Here is a 16,684-nt window from a genome sequence, read left to right on the forward strand (position 1 = left end):
CGGCGCACGCCGGGTGCGCGGGCGCGGTCATCCGCGCACGATCAGATAGTTCATCCGCGCCGCGGCGATCGGCTTGGCGGCATCGTCCTGCCACGCTGTCGCCTCGACATTGGCGACGCGGTTGCCGAGCCGCGTGACGATGCCGGTGCTGTAGGTCAGCTTGTCGCGCCCGCCGCGCATGAAATCGACCGTGACGTTGATCGGCTTGATGCGCCCGCCGCCGTCGCCGGCCAGCGCGCGCTGCAGCGCCACGATCGCCGCCATTTCCATCAGCCCGCTGATCGCGCCGCCGTGCAGGAAGCCGGGGCGGCCGAGCACGCCATCGGCATAGGGCATGACCAGGCGGCAGCCATCGGCGCAGTCGGGATCGACATAGAGACCCAGGGTTTCGGCATAAGGCGGCAACATCAGAAATAGCCCTCCGGCGCCATGAACGTGCCCGCGACATGCGCCAGCGGGTCGGCCGGATCGCCGTCATGCGCCTGGCCGCGGATGAACGCGATCGAGCGCGTCACGCGGTAGCATTCGCCGCGCCCGATCACCGTCCTGCCGGGCGTCGCGGGGCGCAGATAATCGACCCGCAGGTCGAGCGTGGCGTGCGCGCGGAAGCCGCCGAGTTTCAGCCACACCGACATGCTCGTCGCCATATCCATCATCGACAGGATCGGGCCGGAGGCGATCACGCCGCTGTCCGTATCGCCGACCAGGCGGGGGTCATAGGGCATCGCCATCTCCGCCCAATCCGGCCCATGCGCATGGTAACTCAGGCCAAGATGCTTGCCGTGTCCACCAGCGCCGCTTTTCAGGAAACGCTCGGGATCGAAGATGAAGGTCGGGATGCTCATGCGCCGAGCGTCTACACAGCCGCGCGGCGCGCGCAAAGGTTGCTGGCGAGGATGGGTTGCAAAGGGCAACCGGAAGCGGCAGCTAGCGGTTGCAGATCCGTCATCCCCGCGCAGGCCGGGATATCCTTGGGGCTGGCACCACGCCCGTCCCACACAGACCCCGGCTGTCGCTGGGGTGACGAGCAGGGAAGAGTTGCCATGACCTTTCACAACGACCGCGTCTCGATCACCGTCAGCGATCACATCGCCGACGTGAAGTTGACCCGCGCCGACAAGATGAACGCGATCGATCCGGCGATGTTCAAGGGGATCGGCGCGGCGATCGACGAACTCGCCGGAATGCAGGACGTGCGCTGCGTCGTGTTGTCGGGGGAGGGGCGCGCATTCTGCGCCGGGCTCGACATGTCGAGCATGGCCGCCGGCGGCTCGGGCCTCGCGCTCGATCCGCGCAACGATCAGGGCTCGATCCTGCCGCAGCACGTCACCTGGGGCTGGCGCAATCTGCCGATGCCGGTGATCGCGGCGGTGCACGGCGTGGCGATGGGCGGCGGGTTCCAGATCATGTCGGGCGCGGACATCCGCATCGTCGCACCGTCGACGCGCTTCGCGATCCGCGAAACCTATTGGGGGCTGGTACCCGACATGGCCGGCTTCCCGATCTGGCGCGGGCTGGTGCGCGACGATGTGCTGCGCGAACTGGTCTATACCGCGCGGGAATTCGATGCCGCGGAGGCGCTGCAGCACGGCTTCGTCACACGCCTGGCGGAGGATCCGCATGCCGCGGCGATGGATCTGGCGCAGGCGATCGCCGGGCGCAATCCGCATGCCATCCGCGGCGCCAAGCGGCTGTGCAACATGGCGCACGACGCCGATCCGCGCGCCATGCTCGTCGCCGAGACGGAGGAGCAGATCAAGGTGATCGGCAAGCCCAACATGATGGAAGCGGTGGCGGCGAACATGGGCGAGCGCGCGGCGGTGTTCGTCGATTGAGCGGGGCTTGAGCCGGTGCCGGCTTAGCGCCGCGGGCGGATCAGGTCGGCCGCCAGTTCCTCGCTCGCCACCGTCTGCAATGCCGCCGCCTGGGCCGGCGACAGGCCCAGTTCGTCGGCTGCGCTTTCGCCGCGGCCGAGAATGCGCGGGTCGATCCCGGTAACGCGGCCGAACACGATCAGCGCTTCGAGATAATAGCCCGCCAGGCTGGCATGGTATTGGTCGAACGACCATAGATCGAGCTGGCCGAAGGCAGTGCCGTCATAGGGATTGGGATCGGCCACCCCGGCAGCGAAGGCGCGGTTCCAGGCCTGGCCGACCGGGAGCACGCTCGACAGCCCGGGCGCGCCGGCGCGCGCACGATCGGCGGCGCGGCGCAGATCCTCGGCCATCGCGGTGACCGGCTTGCCGTACCAATGGCCGCCCGGGCGATAGGTCTGGTCGGCGCGCGTCCAGGTCGACATCAGATGCACCGCGACGCCCGGATTGCGCGTCTTGAACAAGGTGACGAAGCGCGCCGTATCGCGCAGCAGACCGGTGGCATCGCCGGCGCGCTGGGGATCGAGCGTGCTATATTCCTGCAGCACGACGACGTTCCACGGTCGATCGAGCAGCTGCCGCCGCTGCTCGTAATGGAAACCGAGCGTCTGGCCGCCCTGCGTCTCGAGGCTGACCTGATAGTTGAGCCGCACCTGTTCGGTGAAGCGCTTGAACAGTGCCGGCACCCCGCCATAGCCCGCATTGTTGAGATCGCTGACGGTGTCTGCACGCCAATTGCGCAGCGGCGAATTGGCGCCCTGCGTGAAGCTGTTGCCGACGAACAGGATGGTGCGTGGCGGCGCGCTAGGCGCGACGCGCGCCGGGGACGTGCGCGGCGCGAGCTGCGCCTGCGCCGGCACGGCGATCAGCAAGGCGGCGAGCGCGGTCCCGACAGTCCTTGCCACGCGATCAGGCCGGATTGACCGTTTCGACCGAGTCGCGCTCGTCGATCGGTGTCGCGTCCGAGGGGGTGCGATTGTTGAGCACGGCGTTGAGCTGCGCGTGATCCAGCTTGCCCTCCCAGCGCGCGACGACGATCGCCGCCACCGCATTGCCGATGAAGTTGGTCAGGCTGCGGCATTCGCTCATGAAGCGATCGACGCCGAGGATCAGCGCCATGCCGGCGACCGGCACCGACGGCACGATCGACAGCGTCGCGGCGAGCGTGATGAAGCCTGCGCCGGTGACGCCGGCCGCGCCCTTGGACGACAGCATCGCCACGCCGAGCAAAGCCGCCTGTTCGCCCCAGCTGAGCTGGATGCCGGTCGCCTGTGCGATGAACAGGGCGGCCAGGGTCATATAGATGTTGGTGCCGTCGAGATTGAAGGAATAGCCGGTCGGCACGACCAGACCGACGACGCCCTTGTCGCAGCCGGCGCGCTCCAGCTTGCCGATCAGGCTGGGCAGCGCGGCCTCGGACGACGAGGTGCCGAGCACCAGCAGCAGCTCGGCCTTGAGATAGGCGATCAGCTTGAGGATCGAGAAGCCGTGCAGCCGCGCGACGATGCCGAGCACGCCGAGCACGAAGATCGCCGAGGTGAGATAGAAGGTTGCGACCAGTGCGCCGAGATTGACCAGGCTGCCGGCACCATATTTGCCGATCGTGAAGGCCATCGCCCCGAACGCGCCGATCGGCGCCGCCTTCATCAGGATGCCGACCAGGCGGAACACCACCAGCGTGAGGCGTTCGAGGAAATCGAACACCGGTTCGGCGGGCTTGCCGACCAGGCTGAGCGCCACGCCGAACAGGATCGCGACGAACAAGGTCTGCAGGATCGACCCGTCGGTCAGCGCCGACACCATCGTCGTCGGGATCACCGACATCAGGAAGCCGACCAGGCTCGTTTCCGCGGCCTGGTGCTGGTAACCGGCGATCGCGCTGGCATCGAGCGTCGCCGGATCGACGTTCATGCCCGCACCGGGCTGCACGACATTGGCGACGATCAGGCCGACGAACAGCGCCAGTGTCGAGAAGAAGAGGAAATAGGCGAACGCCTTGCCCGCCACGCGGCCGACCGCGGCGAGCTCGCGCATCCCGGCGATGCCGGTGACGACGGTCAGGAAGATCACCGGCGCGATGACCATCTTGACCAGTTTGATGAAGCCGTCGCCGAGCGGCTTCAGCGCTTCACCGGTGGCCGGCCAGAAATGGCCGAGCAGCACGCCGGCCACGATCGCGACCAGCACCTGTACGTACAAGTGCCGCCACAACGGCGTGCGGGTGGCGGGGAGCGGCGCAGCGGTGATCTTCATGGTCGCGCGCGATCAGACGTCGAGGTTCGCGACGCTCAGCGCGTTTTCCTGGATGAATTCGCGACGCGGCTCGACCACATCGCCCATCAGACGGGTGAAGATCTCGTCGGCGACATCGGCCTGATCGACCTCGACGCGGAGCAGCGAGCGGTTCTGCGGATCGAGCGTGGTTTCCCAGAGCTGTTCCGCGTTCATTTCGCCAAGACCCTTGTAGCGCGAGATCGCCAGGCCCTTGCGGCCGGCGGCAAGTACCGCATCGAGCAACTGGCTCGGGCGTGCGACCATCGTCGTGCCCTTGGTCGAGCTCGTCGCGGCCTGGGGCGCATCGTCCTCGGCATCCGCCGCGGCTTCCTCGGCCTCGGCCTGTGCCGCCGCTGCCTTGGTCGAGACGAGCCGGGCGGTCTGTTCGTAGCTCTCGGCCTGTTCTTCGGCCAGCGCATGCAGCTTGCGTGCTTCCGCCGAGCCCAGGAACGCCGCCTCGATGATGTGGTGATCGGTCACGCCGCGCCAGGCGCGCTCGAAATGCACGCTGCCATCCTCGGTCAGGCTGACGGTCCATTTGGCTTCCGGATCGGCCGCCATCAGGCCCTTCGACACGTCGGTCACGTGGCGCAGCCGGTCGTCGCGCGGCGCGTTGGGATCAAGCGCACCGCCCATTGCCAGCGCCTCGACCATCGTCGGGTCGTAACGGCGCGGCACGTAGCGCATCAGCGTGCGCATGCGGCGGGCATGATCGACCAGGCTGCGCAGATCGGCGCCGGAACGCGCGCCGCCCGGGCCTTCCAGCACGGTGGCGGCGACGCCGTTCTCGATCAGATAATCGTCGAGCGCGTTATCATCCTTGAGATACACTTCGCTGCGGCCGCGGTTCGCTTTGTAGAGCGGCGGCTGCGCGATGTAGAGATACCCCCCCGTGATGATCTCGGGCATCTGGCGGTAGAAGAAGGTCAGCAGCAGCGTGCGGATATGCGCGCCGTCGACGTCTGCGTCGGTCATGATGACGATCTTGTGGTAGCGCAGCTTCTCGATCTTGAAGTCGTCGCGGCCGATGCCGGTGCCCATCGCCTGGATCAAGGTGCCGATTTCGCGGCTGGAGAGCATGCGATCGAAACGCGCGCGCTCAACGTTCAGGATCTTGCCGCGCAAGGGGAGGATCGCCTGATAGTGGCGGTCGCGGCCCTGTTTGGCCGAGCCGCCGGCGGAATCGCCCTCGACCAGGAACAGCTCGGACTTGGCGGGATCGCGCTCCTGGCAATCGGCGAGCTTGCCGGGCAGCGAGGCGATATCCATCACACCCTTGCGCCGGGTCAGCTCGCGCGCCTTTTTGGCGGCTTCGCGCGCGGCAGCCGCGTCGATGATTTTGGCGACGATCGACTTGCCGTGCGCCGGGTTCTCTTCCAGCCATTCGGCGAGCTTGTCGGCCATCAGGCTTTCGAGCGGCTGGCGCACTTCGGACGAGACCAGCTTGTCCTTGGTCTGGCTGCTGAACTTCGGGTCCGGCAGCTTGACCGAGACGATCGCGGTCAGGCCTTCGCGCATGTCGTCCCCGGTGAGGGTGACCTTTTCCTTCTTCAACAGGCCGGATTTCTCGGCGTAATTGTTGAGCGTGCGCGTCAGCGCGGCGCGGAACGCGGCGAGATGCGTGCCGCCATCGCGCTGCGGGATGTTGTTGGTGAAGGCGAGGACGTTCTCGTAATAGGAGTCGTTCCACTCCAGCGCGACGTCGATCGTCACGTCGTCGCGCGTGCCGCTGATCGCCACCGGCTCGGGCATGAGCGGCACCTTGTTGCGATCGAGATACTTCACGAATGCGGCAATGCCGCCCTCGTAATAGAGTTCGGTCGTCTTCAGCTCCTCGTGGCGGGCATCGTTGAGGAACAGGCGCACGCCGGAATTGAGGAAGGCGAGCTCGCGGTAGCGATGTTCGAGCTTGTCGAAATCGAACTCGGTGATTTTGAACGTCGCCGGCGAGGGGAAGAAGGTGACGCGCGTGCCCTTCTGGCCGATCGCGGCGGGGCCGACGATCTTCAGCGGAGCGACGGCATCGCCGAATGCGAAGCGCATATAATGCTCCTCGCCGTCTCGCCAGATCGTCAGATCGAGCCATTCGCTGAGTGCGTTGACGACCGAGACGCCGACGCCGTGCAGCCCGCCCGAAACCTTATAGGCATTGTCGTTCGAGGTATTCTCGAACTTACCGCCGGCGTGCAGCTGGGTCATGATGACCTCGGCGGCAGACACGCCTTCCTCGGTATGGATGCCGGTCGGGATACCGCGGCCATTGTCCGTTACCGAGACCGAGCCGTCGGCGTTGAGCGTGATATCGATGCGGTCGCAATGCCCGGCAAGCGCCTCGTCGATCGCGTTGTCGCTGACCTCGAACACCATGTGGTGGAGGCCGGAACCGTCGTCGGTATCGCCGATATACATGCCGGGGCGTTTGCGCACCGCGTCCAGTCCTTTCAGGACCTTGATCGAATCTGCGCCGTAATCGTTGGTATTGGGGTCTTCAGCCATGCCCAGCATATAGGGTCGGGGGGCTGAAAACGGAAGCGAAATGGCGGCCGCGTGACGAGTCCGCCGCCATCGCGATCGCCCTTACCCTTCCCGTGGCGCGGGAAGGGTAGGAGCGACCGGACCATCCGGGCTTAGAAGCGGTCGGCGCGCTGGCCGAGCAGGGTCACCTCGACACGGCGGTTCTGGCGCATGCCCTGGGGCGTGGCGTTGGAGGCAACCGGATTGGTCTCGCCGTGCCCGACCACCGCGAAGCGGGCGCGGGTGACGCCCATCGTGTCGAAGGCGGTGCGCACGCTGGCCGCGCGACGCTCGGACAGGTCCTGGTTATGCGCATCGCTGCCGCGGGAATCGGTATAGCCATCGATCGCCACGCGCACGCCGGGCTCGGCGCGGAGATAGTTGGCGAGCGGGCGCAGCTTGTCGATCGCGCCGGGCCGCAGCACGGCGCTGTCGGTCTTGAACAATACGTCTTCCTGCAGATTGAGCGTCGCGCCGCGCGATGTCTGGCGGAAGCCGTAATTGCGCATCGCGCCGCGATCCCAGGTGGTGGTGGTTTCGACCACCACCGGCCCGCGGCGATCCCAGTCGAAGCGATCGCGGCGTGGCCCGGCGACGCCGGCAAAGGCACGGTTGGCGGCCTGGGCTTCGCGCGGGGAAATACGGCCGTCGCGATTGTCGTCGAAATTGCGCATCACGAAGGCGCGACCGCGATTCGTCGCGCGCAGTTCGCGGTAGAGCGTGGGCACGCCGGCACCGACCAGGCGATAGTCGCGATCGCCCGGGCGGCCGCCGTCATAGTCCCAGCGGCCCTGTGCGGTGGCGCCGGTGGCGAGCGTGGCGCTCAGGATGGCGGCGGTCAGGATCGTGCGTTTCATCTTGTGTCTCCTCGAGCCCCCGCCCGATGGACGCGGCATGGCGGGAGACGCTTGAACGGCGGGTGAGTTGCGCCGACAGGCAAGGTTCAGGCGGCGGACCGGCCAAGCGCGAGGCGGAACGCATCGGTGCCGAGTGCATCGAACAGTGCGTCCTCGGTGCCGGTCATCCAGACCTGGCCTTTGCCGGCGAGCCGCGCGAACAAGGCAGCGCGGCGTGACGGATCAAGATGCGCGGCGACCTCGTCGAGCAGCAGGATCGGCATCCGCCCGCAGCGCTGCGCGACGAGATCGGCATGGCCGAGCACGATGCCGAGCAGCAACGCCTTCTGTTCCCCGGTGGAACAGAGCGCGGCGGGCTGGCACTTGCCGAGATGGGTGACGGCGAGATCGCTGCGATGCGGGCCGATCAGGGTGCGGCCAGCGGCGGCATCGCGACGGCGGCCCTGCGCGAGATCGGCAGCAAGCGTGGCCCCGGCACCGGTCCAGCCGTCAAGCGCGAGGCCGGCGCGGGCGAACGGGCCTTCGGGCTGGTCGGCCAGCGCTTCGCCGAGCGCGGCGACGGTATCGCGGCGGGCCGCATCGATCGCCACGCCATGCTCGGCCATCTGCGATTCGAGCGCGCTCAGCCAGTCCGGATCGGGCGGGCCGTCCTCGGCGAGCAGGCGGTTGCGCGCGCGCATCGCTGCTTCGTAACGGTTGCTGTGCACGGCATGGCCGGGGGCCAGCGCGAGCGTCAGGCGATCGAGGAAGCGGCGGCGTTCGCTCGCCGGTTCGGCGAACAGCCGGTCCATCGCGGGCGTGAGCCACAGTACCGTCAGCCATTCGGCCAGCGCGGTGGCGGCGACGGGCGCGCCCTGGACGCGGACGATGCGGCGTTCGGGAGCGGACGAGAGCGTCCCCGTAGCGAGCTCGATGAGTTCGATAAGCCCCTCCCCCTCAGGGGAGGGGGACGGGGTGGGGGCAGTCTCACCGAGACCGGCATTGCCATACTCCCCCACCCCAACCCCTCCCCTGAAGGGGAGGGGCTTTAGGGAAGCCGCCACGCCAAAGCCACCCGGTCCGCCCTGCCGCGCCATTTCGCCCAGCGCCGCGCGGCGCAGCCCTCGCCCGGGCGCGAGCAACGATACCGCTTCCAGGATATTGGTCTTGCCCGCGCCATTCTCGCCGGTCAGCACGACGAAGCCGGGCCCCGGCGCGATCACCGTGTCGGCATGGTTGCGGAAATCGGTGAGGACAAGGCGCGCGAGCATGTGCTGCGCGTCCTAGAGCAGGATGCGCCAGGCTTGAACCGTTCGTTTGCGGCGCGGCCGAGAAACGGCCATCCCCCGCTGCGGCCCGGCCGCTGCCCGGCGCTGCAAGCTCAGGCGGCGAGCTCGACGTCCGCGGCGCGCCGCGTGCTGAGATAGGAAGCCAGTTCCGCACCCAGTTCGCGCTGCGCCTTGAGATAGGCGACCGGCGTGGCGATGCCGAGCCGCGCACGCGCCGCCTCGAGCGGTTCGCCGAGCAGCTTCACGTAATCCTCGCCCGATATCCATTTCGCCTTGCGGCCATGGCGATACCCCTCCCACACCGCCTTGGCGAACAGCGTGCTGCCGGTGACACGAATGCTCTTCAGTGCCGCCGCTGTGCCGATCAACGCCCAGCCGAGCCCGCCGACCTGAGCATAGGAAAAGGCGACCAGCGCCGCTTCGCCCATGCTTTCGTCCGCCTTGTAGCCGGTCAGCACGTGCCAGATATCATGCGTGTCGCGTACGCGGCGGCCGAACCAGGCATAGGGATGCTGCATGTCCTCCTCGGCGTTGATCCGGCTGACTTCGGCGAGGCCGTCGGCAGAATAGCCGGTGCTGTCGAGGAAATGGCAATAGGCCGCGCCGACCGTGCCGGGCGCAAACTGGCGGGCGAAGCCGGGCTGGGCGAACAACGCTGCCAGTTCGGTCCGCTCATAGGCGAGTCGCCCGCCCTCGGTGGTGGAGATCAGGCGCGCATAGTTCATCGGCGAATTGCCGACGTTCAGCGCGCGCATGATGCGGAAAACCTGCGTCGTATCGTCGCCATCGGCAAGGAGCTTGCGGATCGCGTCGAGCGCGGTGCGCCAGTCGCGGCGGCCGGTCGTGCCGGGGAAGGGGGGAAGCTTGGCCATCACGGAAACTCCTTACTGACAATTCTGTCAATAAAGCGTTTCCGCGCAGGAGTCCAGCGGCGTCAGTGTCCCTTCAGGCGGCGATAGACGATGCGGAAATGCACGCCGACCGGAACGACGAACGCCTTTTCGTAATCGCGCGCCAGTTGCGCCTGCATGTAATTCCAGGTGCGCCAGTTGATCGTGCTGTACGTGCTTTCCGTCTCGACGACAAATTCCGGCTTGCCCGCCATGATCCGTGTGACCTCAGCCAGCGGATCGACGCCGATCGCGTTGTTCTCGACGCGGTTGTTGAGATGATCGGGGAAAGGCCAGCGGCCGGGCAGGCACGAGCCGGTCAGGTGATAGAGGATCGGCTCGGCGGCAAAGACGAACAGGCAATCCTTCAGTCGCGGCTTGAGATAGGCCGCCATCGCATGGACTGCCTTGCCGCGGCCGCGCCCTTCCTGGTGCGTCAGGATCGCCACCGTGGCGAGCACGAACGCGACGAAGGCGACGAACGCCACCGCCGGGATATGCAGGCGCCGATGCCGCGCGTGGAAATCGACCCCCGCGGCGAAATCGCTCAGCAGCGGCGCCGCGGCGATCGACAGCGGCAGCAGCATCGGCAGCGCGTAATGATCGTAATAGCTGCCGAACACCATCACCGCGCCGACCGCGACGATTGACCAGTCGCGCACGAATTTTTGCGTGCCGTGCCGCGGCAGCGCCACGATCCGCCCGGCGGCGTCCTTCGGCCGGCTGGAGATATAGGCGGCGACCAACAGCGGCAGCATCTGCGCCACCATCACGAACCAGCGCATGAACACCACGCCGACCGGCGGCGATCCGCGATCGAAGATCGAGGTGAAATTGGCGTAGACGAACGCTTCGTTATAGCCGCGCGCGGCATAAAAGCCCCAGGCGGCGGCGGTGGGGGCAAGCGCAATGACCAGCCACAGCGCCGCCAGACAGATCAGGCCGGGGAGGCGCACCCCGCGCAGATGCGCGAGCCACAACAGCGCCAGGCCGAAAAAGGCACCCTCGAACAGCGCAGGATATTTGATCTGCATGGCCACGGCCATCAACGCCATGGCCCCGCAGCCCAGCGCGATTTCCCGGCTGCGGAACCGGTCCACATCGAGGATCCACACGATGCTGAGCGCAGCCAGCGCGGTGAACAGATTGTAGAAGACCGGCGACTGCCCCGCCTCCCCCCCGAACACGCACAGGTATAGCAGGTAGATCAGGCCGGCGATCAGCGCGGCGGGCTTGGTGGTGAAGCGCAATGCGATCTGGCCGATCACGCAGGCGGTGAGCGCGGCGAACAGCGTGGCGACGAGCTGATACTGGATCACCCCGTCGCCGCCCAACAACCGGATCCCGGCGAACAGGATGAACAGGCCGACCGGCTTGCGATCCCAGATGTCGATATAGGGCAGATAGCCCTGCAGCAGGCGGTCGCCGGTCAGCAGATAGAATTGATCGTCCGGCTGCACGACGGGGTTGCCGAACTGGATCGATCGAACGAGCAGGGCGAAAGCGAGAAAGACCAAGGCGCGGGACATCGGCGTCGCGCATAGGCGATCGACCAACCCCGGCCGCCGCGCAGCCGTTTTGTCGGCCGCCAGGGCGGCGAGATTATGGTGATTCATGAATTCAAAAAGGCTTTCTACGCTAACGGCAGGCGGCGTGACCCCAGGGTCACACGCGCATCGGCATCAGCACATACAAGGCTGAGCTCTTGTCGTTCTCGCGGATGAGCGTCGGGGCGGCCGCATCGGCCAGATGGACCTCGATCGTATCGCCGTCGAGTTGCCCCAATATGTCCAGCAGATAGCGGCTGTTGAAACCGATCTCGAAGCTGGTGGCGACGTATTCGCCGGGCACTTCTTCCGCCGCCGTGCCGTTTTCGGGGCTGGTCACCGACAGCGTGATCTTGTCACGATCGAGCGCCATCTTCACCGCGCGGGTCTTCTCGGTAGCGATCGTCGAGACGCGATCGACGCCTTCCTCGAAGCTGCGCGGATCGATCTTGAGGATCTTGTCGTTGCCGGTCGGGATCACGCGGCTGTAATCCGGGAAGGTGCCGTCGATCAGTTTCGACGTGAGCAGCGCCTGGCCGAGATCGAAGCGGATCTTGGTGGGGGAGAGCGATACACCAACCGAGCCGTCGATCTCGTCGAGCAGCTTGCGCAGTTCGGCGATGCATTTGCGCGGGATGATCACGTCGGGCATCGTCTCGGCGCCGTCCGGGCGCGGCATCGTCACGCGCGCGAGACGGTGGCCATCGGTCGCCGCGGCCTTGAGCACGGGCAACGGATCATCCGACACGTGCAGGAAGATGCCGTTCAGATAGTAGCGCGTCTCCTCGGTCGAGATCGCAAAGCGCGTCTTGTCGATCAATTGCTTGAGCGTTTCGGCCGGCAGCTCGAACGACACGGGCAGTTCGCCCTCGGCGATCACCGGGAAGTCGTCGCGCGGCAGCGTCCCGAGCTGGAATTTGGCGCGCCCCGCCATGATCGTCATCTTGCCCTCGGCCGCGGCCAGGCTGACCTGGCTGCCTTCCGGCAGCTTGCGCGCGATGTCGAACAGCGTGTGCGCCGAGACGGTGGTCGCGCCGGGCTGGTCGACCGCGGCCGCGATCGTCTCGTTGATCTGCAGATCGAGATCGGTCGCCATCAGCTTGAGGCCGCCCTCGGCGGTCGCCTCGATCAGCACGTTGGACAGGATCGGGATGGTGTTGCGGCGCTCGACCACCGACTGGACGTGGCTCAGCCCCTTCAACAGGGTTGCGCGTTCGATCGTCGCCTTCATTCAATTTCCCCCGGGCCGGCTGCTCGACCTTGTGCCGCCGCCAAATTTCTAACCCGCCAAACGTGTAGAGTCGGGGGTATTGACCGTCTCCTAACCTTAACGAAAAAAAGGGCCGGAGCAAGCGCTCCAGCCCTTCTCTGCTGTCCGAAATGGGGCCGCGAATGACGGCCCCGCTATCTCGAAATCTTAAAAGCGCATGCCGACGCCGGCGAGTACCTGATGACGATCAAGATCGATGTTGATATCGCCGCGATCGATGTTGGTGTAGTTCGAATAGCGATATTCGGCCTTCACATAGGCGTTGCCGCTCATCTTGTATTCCATCCCGGCACCCAGGCGGTAGCCCTCGGCATCGTCCTTGTCGCGCACGGTGACGGTGCCGAGCGAGTAGCGCGAATCGATCCGCTGGTTGGTATAGCCGGCCTTGGCGTAGATCATCGCGACGGGCGAGATGGCGTAACCGAGGCGCGCGCCGGCATAGAGATCACGGCCGCCCTTGACGCGGAAGCGATCGTTGCTGGCGAACACGTTGTTGTCGTCCGACTTTGCCGTCGTGCCGGTGATCTCACCTTCGACGCCGAGGATCACGCCGCCGACCTGGGCATCGTAGCCGAGCTGGCCGCCATAGACGACGCCGTCGAAGCCGTTCTCGCCGCCGACATGGTCATAGCCGGCAATTGCTTCGATGCGCGGTCCGGTGAACGGTGCCGCCTCGACCGGCACATCCTGGGCGAAGGCGGGGGCGGCGAGGCCGAGGGCGATCGTGCCGGCGGCAGCGGACAAAGCAAATTTGCGCATTTTGATGACTCCAGTTGGACAATCCCGCCGTCTCCGCGGCTGGGAAGGGATAAATAGGCGCGCCGCGCCGACGTTGCATGAACCTCAGATAAACAAGGAAATCCGTTGCTTTTGCGCCACACGGGGTTGAATGCGGGGGCATGGATTCCAATGCCCCAATGCGGACAAGAAGCGGCCGCGATTTCATCGCGCGGCACGGCGAAACGGTGTTCAACGCGGCCAGGCGCCTGCAGGGCGAGGCGCCGCATACCCCGCTGACGCGCGCGGGCTTCGCGCAGGCCGAGGAAATGGGCCGCGCGCTGCGCGCCGAATTGGGCGCGAAGCCGGCCCTGGCGCTCTGGGCCTCGCCGACCGGCCGCGCGCTGCAGACGCTGGCGGTAATCGCCGAGCATCTCGAGCTCGACTGGCACGACGCCAAAACCGATCCGCGGCTGATCGAGATCGGCATGGGCGGCTGGGGCGGGCGCTATTATGCCGATGTCATCGCCGAGGTTGGCCCGGTGTTCGATCCCACGAGCGGCCTGCTGCGCGCCGCCCCCGATGGCGAACGCTATCCCGAGATTGCGGCGCGGGTCGGCGGCTGGCTCGACGACACGGCGGGCGACGACGGCGACCGGCTGGTGATCATGCACGGCATTTCCAGCCGCGTGCTGCGCGGCGTGATGACCGGGGCGCGCGATGTCGCGGGCTTCGACGCGCCGGCGCTGCCGGGCCTGCCGCAGGGATCGGTGGTGATGATCGCGCAAGGCGAGGAGCGGCTGGTTCATCTCGGCACCGGCGGCGGCGGCGCGTGAGACGGGTGCTGCTGCTGGCCGTGCTGGCCGCGGCGCCGGCCGCAGCACGCGACTCGCTCGGGGTGTTCGATCGCTGGGGTGCGTTCAGCGATGCCGCCCCGCGCCGCTGCTATGCGATCGCGCAACCGGTGCAGACCGGCGGCGCGGCGCGCTGGCGGCCGTTCGCCAGCATCGCGACCTGGCCCGGACGGGGCGCCCGCAACCAGCTGCACATCCGCCTCAGCCGCGCGCGCGACACGCGCGCGCGCGTGACACTGTCAGTCGGCGAGCGCCGCTTCGCGCTCGTTGCGGGCAAGGCCGATGCCTGGTCGCCGGACAAGCGCACCGATGCGGCGGTGGTCGCGGCGATCCGCTCGGGGCGCAGCATGAGCGTCGAATCGCTCAGCCGGAGCGGCCAGCCGTTCGCTGACGTCTACGCACTGCGCGGCGCGGCGACGGCGATCGACGCGGCGGCGCTGGCATGCGCGCGGGGATAGCCTTCTGAGCGACTGTTCTCCTGCGAACGCAGGAGCCCAGAATACCGCGCGCAGCCCTCGTGATCCTGGGCCCCCGCTTTCGCGGGGGAGCATGTTTGGTGGGACGGCCGCCGGGGCGAATCGCCGAACTGGAAATCCTCGCGATTTTCGCCTATGTGCGCGCCCATGCCCAACACCGCGACGACCCTCATGCCCATTCCGGGGCATATCGATCCTGTACCCGTGCCCCGCGAATTCAAGCCGCGCGCCGATGGCCGGATCGACCTGCTCGGCCTGTCCAAGCTCGATCTGCGCATGGCGCTGGAAACCTCGCAGCTCGAGCCGCGTCAGGCCAAGCTGCGCGCCAAGCAATTGTGGCACTGGATCTACAATCGCGGCGTCACCGATTTTTCTTTGATGACCGATATCTCGAAGACGATGCAGCCATGGCTCGAGCAGCGCTTCACGATCAGCCGCCCGCAGGTCGTCGAGGCGCAGGTCTCGACCGATGGGACGCGCAAATGGCTGCTGCGCACCGACGACGGCAACGATTACGAGATGGTGTTCATCCCTGATGCCGATCGCGGCACCTTGTGCGTGTCGAGCCAGGTCGGCTGCACGCTCAATTGCCGCTTCTGCCATACCGGCACGATGCGGTTGGTGCGCAACCTCACGCCGGCGGAGATCGTCGGGCAGGTCATGCTGGCCCGCGACGGGCTCGGCGAATGGCCGAGCCAGCCCGAGGGGCGGATGCTGACCAACATCGTGATGATGGGGATGGGCGAGCCGCTGTACAATTTCGATCAGGTGCGCGATGCGCTCAAGATCGTCATGGACGGCGACGGCTTGGGCCTGTCGCGCCGGCGGATCACGCTCAGCACCTCGGGTGTGGTGCCGATGATGGCGCGCGCCGGCGAGGAGATTGCGGTCAATCTCGCCGTCTCGCTGCATGGCGTCACCAAGGAAGTGCGCGACGAGCTCGTGCCGATCAACAAGAAATACGGCATCGAGGAACTGCTGCAGGCGTGCGCCGATTATCCCGGTGCGAACAATGCGCGGCGCATCACGTTCGAATATGTCATGCTCAAGGACAAGAACGACAGCGACGCCGAGGCGCACGAGCTGGTCCGCCTGCTGAAGCATTACGACCTGCCGGCCAAGGTCAATCTGATCCCGTTCAATCCCTGGCCCGGCGCGCCGTACGACTGCTCGACCCCGGAGCGGATCAAGTCCTTCTCCAACATCATCTTCGATGCCGGGATCTCCGCGCCGATCCGCACCCCGCGCGGGCGCGACATCGATGCCGCGTGCGGGCAGCTGAAGACCGCGAGCGAGAAGCTGTCGCGTGCCGAGCTCGATCGGCAGGCCGAGGAAAAGCTGGCCGCGCTTGGCTGATCCTTCAGTGGCGACGGCTGCGCTGATGGCCGGTGCCGGTCTCGTCGGCGGCGCGATGAACGCGCTGGCCGGGGGCGGCACCTTTGCCACCTTGCCCGCGCTGATCGCGCTCGGGCTGCCGGCCAATGTCGCGAATTCGACCTCCAATGTCGCGTTGTTGCCGGGGGCGGCGACCAGTGCCTGGGGGTTTCGCGATGAGCTGGGCCCGGTCGGCGGCGTCGATGTCCGGTTGCTCGGCGGGATCACCTTTCTCGGTGGACTGGCGGGCAGCGCATTGCTCGTCGTCACGCCGAGCAATGCGTTCGACCTGATCATTCCCTGGCTGCTGCTGCTCGCCTTTGTGGTGATCGCGTTCGGCGCGGGCGGCGCGCGCTGGCTGCACGCGCATGTGTCGATCGGGCGGCGCAGCCTGGTCGCGGGTCAGGTGCTGCTCGGCATCTATGGCGGCTATTTCGGCGGCGGCGTGGGGATGATGACCACCGCGATGTACGGGCTGCTGGCCAATGTCAGCCCGCGCGCGCTGTTCGCGCCGCGCACGCTGATGCTGGCGCTGGCCAATGCCGCCGCGGCGATCGTGTTCGTCTGGGCCGGGCTGGTCTATTGGGCGGCGGGCGTGCCGATGCTGGTCGGGGCGATCCTCGGCGGATGGCTGGGCGCCAGGCTGGGCAAGAAGTTGCCGGCTGGCGCGGTCAAGGCGTGGACCCTGTGCGTCACCGGGGCGACGACCCTGGTATTCTTCTGGCGGGCCTACGTCTGACCATGGCCGCGGCCGGCGGACGCGGCCCGC

At 67.0% G+C, this 16,684-nt stretch carries 16 protein-coding genes; 5 read left to right on the plus strand and 11 right to left on the minus strand.

The window, feature by feature from the left end; all coding sequences use genetic code 11:
* Positions 1-27: 27 nt before the first annotated feature.
* Both NV401_RS04820 and NV401_RS04825 read right to left on the minus strand, forming a co-directional pair.
* Positions 28-408 carry a PaaI family thioesterase gene (locus NV401_RS04820; RefSeq protein WP_261293258.1) on the minus strand — a complete coding sequence of 127 codons (381 nt, stop codon included), beginning with the start codon at positions 406-408 and terminating at the stop codon, positions 28-30.
* The gene (locus NV401_RS04825; protein ID WP_261293259.1) at positions 408-845 is read right to left on the minus strand and encodes a PaaI family thioesterase; all 438 of its coding nucleotides are present in this window, start codon (positions 843-845) and stop codon (positions 408-410) included. Before NV401_RS04825 ends, NV401_RS04820 begins: the two co-directional genes overlap by 1 nt.
* A 198-nt stretch (positions 846-1,043) precedes the next feature.
* On the opposite strand from NV401_RS04825, the gene NV401_RS04830 reads away from it, so the two are divergent.
* The gene (locus NV401_RS04830) at positions 1,044-1,835 is read left to right on the plus strand and encodes a crotonase/enoyl-CoA hydratase family protein (protein ID WP_261293260.1); all 792 of its coding nucleotides are present in this window, start codon (positions 1,044-1,046) and stop codon (positions 1,833-1,835) included.
* Between the two features lie 23 nt (positions 1,836-1,858).
* Here NV401_RS04830 and NV401_RS04835 read toward each other — a convergent pair whose 3' ends face one another.
* The 9 genes from NV401_RS04835 to NV401_RS04875 all read right to left on the minus strand — a co-directional run bounded on the left by NV401_RS04835 (position 1,859) and on the right by NV401_RS04875 (position 13,253).
* Positions 1,859-2,779 carry a PEP-CTERM sorting domain-containing protein gene (locus NV401_RS04835; protein ID WP_261293261.1) on the minus strand — a complete coding sequence of 307 codons (921 nt, stop codon included), beginning with the start codon at positions 2,777-2,779 and terminating at the stop codon, positions 1,859-1,861.
* 4 nt (positions 2,780-2,783) lie between these two features.
* Positions 2,784-4,127, minus strand: a complete 1,344-nt coding sequence (locus tag NV401_RS04840; protein WP_261293262.1) for a dicarboxylate/amino acid:cation symporter — start codon at positions 4,125-4,127, stop codon at positions 2,784-2,786.
* A 12-nt stretch (positions 4,128-4,139) separates the two neighbouring features.
* Positions 4,140-6,644, minus strand: a complete 2,505-nt coding sequence (gene gyrB / locus NV401_RS04845; protein ID WP_261293263.1) for a DNA topoisomerase (ATP-hydrolyzing) subunit B — start codon at positions 6,642-6,644, stop codon at positions 4,140-4,142.
* A 131-nt stretch (positions 6,645-6,775) separates the two neighbouring features.
* Positions 6,776-7,519, minus strand: a complete 744-nt coding sequence (locus NV401_RS04850) for an OmpA family protein (protein WP_261293264.1) — start codon at positions 7,517-7,519, stop codon at positions 6,776-6,778.
* A gap of 86 nt (positions 7,520-7,605) precedes the next feature.
* Positions 7,606-8,769 (minus strand): DNA replication/repair protein RecF, encoded by a 1,164-nt coding sequence (locus NV401_RS04855; RefSeq protein WP_261293265.1) that lies wholly within the window; start codon positions 8,767-8,769, stop codon positions 7,606-7,608.
* Positions 8,770-8,879: 110 nt separating this feature from the next.
* A complete protein-coding gene (locus tag NV401_RS04860; protein ID WP_261293266.1) occupies positions 8,880-9,659 on the minus strand; it encodes a Coq4 family protein in 780 nt (259 codons plus the stop codon).
* A gap of 62 nt (positions 9,660-9,721) precedes the next feature.
* The gene (locus tag NV401_RS04865; RefSeq protein ID WP_261293267.1) at positions 9,722-11,293 is read right to left on the minus strand and encodes an ArnT family glycosyltransferase; all 1,572 of its coding nucleotides are present in this window, start codon (positions 11,291-11,293) and stop codon (positions 9,722-9,724) included.
* 49 nt (positions 11,294-11,342) lie between these two features.
* Positions 11,343-12,455 (minus strand): DNA polymerase III subunit beta, encoded by a 1,113-nt coding sequence (gene dnaN / locus NV401_RS04870; protein ID WP_261293268.1) that lies wholly within the window; start codon positions 12,453-12,455, stop codon positions 11,343-11,345.
* Between the two features lie 186 nt (positions 12,456-12,641).
* Positions 12,642-13,253, minus strand: coding sequence for an outer membrane protein (locus NV401_RS04875; protein WP_261293269.1), 612 nt, complete (start codon positions 13,251-13,253; stop codon positions 12,642-12,644).
* 158 nt (positions 13,254-13,411) lie between these two features.
* Between NV401_RS04875 and NV401_RS04880 the strand changes: the two genes are divergently transcribed.
* From NV401_RS04880 to NV401_RS04895, 4 genes are all read left to right on the plus strand, one after another.
* The gene (locus NV401_RS04880; RefSeq protein WP_380816238.1) at positions 13,412-14,047 is read left to right on the plus strand and encodes a histidine phosphatase family protein; all 636 of its coding nucleotides are present in this window, start codon (positions 13,412-13,414) and stop codon (positions 14,045-14,047) included.
* Positions 14,044-14,523 (plus strand): hypothetical protein, encoded by a 480-nt coding sequence (locus NV401_RS04885; protein WP_261293271.1) that lies wholly within the window; start codon positions 14,044-14,046, stop codon positions 14,521-14,523. Before NV401_RS04880 ends, NV401_RS04885 begins: the two co-directional genes overlap by 4 nt.
* 189 nt (positions 14,524-14,712) lie before the next feature.
* The gene (gene rlmN / locus NV401_RS04890; protein WP_261293577.1) at positions 14,713-15,897 is read left to right on the plus strand and encodes a 23S rRNA (adenine(2503)-C(2))-methyltransferase RlmN; all 1,185 of its coding nucleotides are present in this window, start codon (positions 14,713-14,715) and stop codon (positions 15,895-15,897) included.
* Positions 15,890-16,654, plus strand: a complete 765-nt coding sequence (locus NV401_RS04895; protein WP_261293272.1) for a sulfite exporter TauE/SafE family protein — start codon at positions 15,890-15,892, stop codon at positions 16,652-16,654. Before rlmN ends, NV401_RS04895 begins: the two co-directional genes overlap by 8 nt.
* Positions 16,655-16,684: the final 30 nt, after the last annotated feature.

This window comes from Sphingomonas hylomeconis (genome assembly GCF_025370105.1).
Classification (GTDB): Bacteria; Pseudomonadota; Alphaproteobacteria; order Sphingomonadales; family Sphingomonadaceae; genus Sphingomonas; species Sphingomonas hylomeconis.